The 2,523-nt window shown below is 52.2% G+C and carries 2 protein-coding genes and 2 pseudogenes; 1 reads left to right on the top strand and 3 read right to left on the bottom strand.

The window, feature by feature from the left end; translation table 11 throughout:
- The 3 genes and pseudogenes from METMK1DRAFT_RS19930 to METMK1DRAFT_RS17295 all read right to left on the bottom strand — a co-directional run.
- Window positions 1-641 (bottom strand): annotated as a pseudogene (locus tag METMK1DRAFT_RS19930) (IS701 family transposase); the annotation flags it as partial.
- A 215-nt stretch (window positions 642-856) separates the two neighbouring features.
- Window positions 857-1,432: an aromatic-ring-hydroxylating dioxygenase subunit beta gene (locus METMK1DRAFT_RS03310; RefSeq protein ID WP_009070857.1), complete on the bottom strand. Its 576-nt coding sequence runs from the start codon at window positions 1,430-1,432 to the stop codon at window positions 857-859.
- A 115-nt stretch (window positions 1,433-1,547) separates the two neighbouring features.
- Entirely contained in the window at window positions 1,548-1,745 is a 198-nt protein-coding gene (locus METMK1DRAFT_RS17295; protein ID WP_155812275.1) for a hypothetical protein, read from the bottom strand.
- Between METMK1DRAFT_RS17295 and METMK1DRAFT_RS19925 the strand changes: the two are divergent.
- Window positions 1,663-2,417 (top strand): annotated as a pseudogene (locus METMK1DRAFT_RS19925) (IS701 family transposase); the annotation flags it as partial. The gene METMK1DRAFT_RS17295 and the pseudogene METMK1DRAFT_RS19925 sit on opposite strands and share 83 nt — an antisense overlap.
- Window positions 2,418-2,523: the final 106 nt, after the last annotated feature.

Below are 2,523 nucleotides of genomic sequence, written 5' to 3'. Positions count from 1 at the left end.
ACTGGGAGGCGCCCCCGAGGGTCCCCTGGGCCTACCCTGGGCTCGGTTGGACTTGAGCCTTGACACCACTTTGTTCGTCACGGGCTTCTCGGACAGTACTGGGATCGAAGACGACCCTGGCTACCGGAAGTGCTCCTTGAGCACGTCAAACATCTGGCCACGTCGATCTCGGTCTTGAACTCGGTGACCATCCCCAAATCCAACATCTTCCTCACGGCGTAGGGGAAACCATGAACGTCCTGCCCGTGGAGAGGTCCACTATCACGACCGTGAGGAGCTTGGCCCTCTCGAACCTCCCGTGGGCGTGGCAGCAGATCCAGTAGTTCTCAGGGGCTCATGTCCTACCGGAGCGTCGTGGTCCACGGTGTCGTCCACGATGACGACCTGGCCCTTCACCAGTCTGACAGGACCTCCAGCCCCCACGCGTCGTCGAGTTCTCCCAACGCCCCATCAATTCACGTTCCAACCCGAACGTCTCGGCCGCGTTCTTCACGCTGGCCCTCCCACCTACCAGGACCACGAGGATCAGACCAGTTGACCTTCCTGCTCCTCCCGTTCCTCCTCACCACTCCCAGCCTGTTTACCGCCTTGACCAGCCTCTCCCTAGCGAACTCGATCTGTCCCTTTCCGCACCTTTTCAGCGAGACGACGTCGAAAAACTTCTCGCTAATACCGACTTCTTCGTATTACCCCCTAAGATTCCCATAACTGCTGCCAATTAAAAACGATTATATAAATTCGTGCTCGATTACGGAGTTGTGCCTTAATGTAAGTTTAGGAACGTTAGCTCTTCGATTTTTAGCACAGTATTAAGATGAATCTATAAGTTCGCTCAACTCCTTAGTCCGTATAACGCTCAGAACAAGTACATCTCTCCCCCGATTACGGTCTCATTTATAAGTACTATCTTCTTCATCATTATCTTGAAGCTGTCTCCCTCTTCTTTCAATTTGTAGTATATGTCACCGCTGAATACTTCCTGCATCCTGGGCCCATACAATTCGTGGGGCTGTGCCCTGAACATGTGGAGTATAAACTTAGCTCTGGAGTCTATTTCGTCACCTTTCCTATCTAGGATCACAACGTTGCTTACCAACCTAGTGGTTCTAGCAGGAGGTTCATAGGCGTAGGCCAGACCTGTGAGTAGCCTCTCCACGTATATCTCAAGCCTCCTTTTATCGAGGTAAAGCACGTTCAATTCGTCCTCAGGTTCCTCCGTTACCTCAGTCTCACTTCTCCATCTAGGTATCCAATAAATTGCATCGTCGGCGAATAAGCTCAACCACTCCTTGTACTTCCTGTCGTCCAGGAGGCCCACCTCCCTGTAAATGAAGTCTACCACCCTCTCATAAACCGACCGATTAACTTCGCTTAACATGGCCATCGTGAATCTATCTATGACCTCCCATAAAAATGTTTTGAAAGAAGTCATCTTCTGAAACTCTATGTTTTTGGATTTTTTTGTATTATTATAAAATTCTAGTCATCATAGAAATTTAAAGGCAGAATTTCGGTCAGATAAGAACTGAACTATTCCTTGGAGTATGTCACAGGTTAATAAGGGCAGCAGTTATGGGAATTTTAGGGAGGTAATACGAAGAAGTCGGTATTAGCGAGAAGTTTTTCGACGTCGTCTCGCTGAAAAGGTGCGGAAAGGGACAGATCGAGTTCGCTAGGGAGAGGCCGGTCAAGGCGGTAAACAGGCTGGGAGTGGTGAGGAGGAACGGGAGGAGCAGGAAGGTCAACTGGTCTGATCCTCGTGGTCCTGGTAGGTGGGAGGGCCAGCGTGAAGAACGCGGCCGAGACGTTCGGGTTGGAACGTGAATTGATGGGGCGTTGGGAGAACTCGACGACGCGTGGGGGCTGGAGGTCCTGTCAGACTGGTGAAGGGCCAGGTCGTCATCGTGGACGACACCGTGGACCACGACGCTCCGGTAGGACATGAGCCCCTGAGAACTACTGGATCTGCTGCCACGCCCACGGGAGGTTCGAGAGGGCCAAGCTCCTCACGGTCGTGATAGTGGACCTCAAGCAGGACGTTCATGGTTTCCCCTACGCCGTGAGGAAGATGTGGGATTTGTGAGGGTCACCGAGTTCAAGACCGAGATCGACGTGGCCAGATGTTTGACGTGCTCAAGGAGCCCTTCCGGTAGCCAGGGTCGTCTTCGATCCCAGTACTGTCCGAGAAGCCCGTGACGAACAAAGTGGTGTCAAGGCTCAAGTCCAACCGAGCCCAGGGTCGGCCCAGGGGACCCTCGGGGGCGCCTCCCAGTGGGATACCCCCCGGAGTCTACTACGCCGACCTGACCCTGGGAGGCCGACCCATTACGGTGAAGTTGCTCGTCCGGGAACGTAAACGTGACTCCTCCGGGACACACGCAAGGAGGTACCTCTACACTACCGACCTCTCGCTCAGCGGTAGACCCAAAATCACCTCCTTGAAAATAAATCTATATTATTAATAAGCGGTTCTATTGATTTAAGTAGAAAATCTTTTAGATTGAATAAATCATCAGAAAACAG

Origin of the sequence: Metallosphaera yellowstonensis MK1, from assembly GCF_000243315.1 — an archaeon.
GTDB lineage: Archaea > Thermoproteota > Thermoprotei_A > Sulfolobales > Sulfolobaceae > Metallosphaera > Metallosphaera yellowstonensis.
This window is presented reverse-complemented; position numbering and strand designations above follow the sequence as displayed.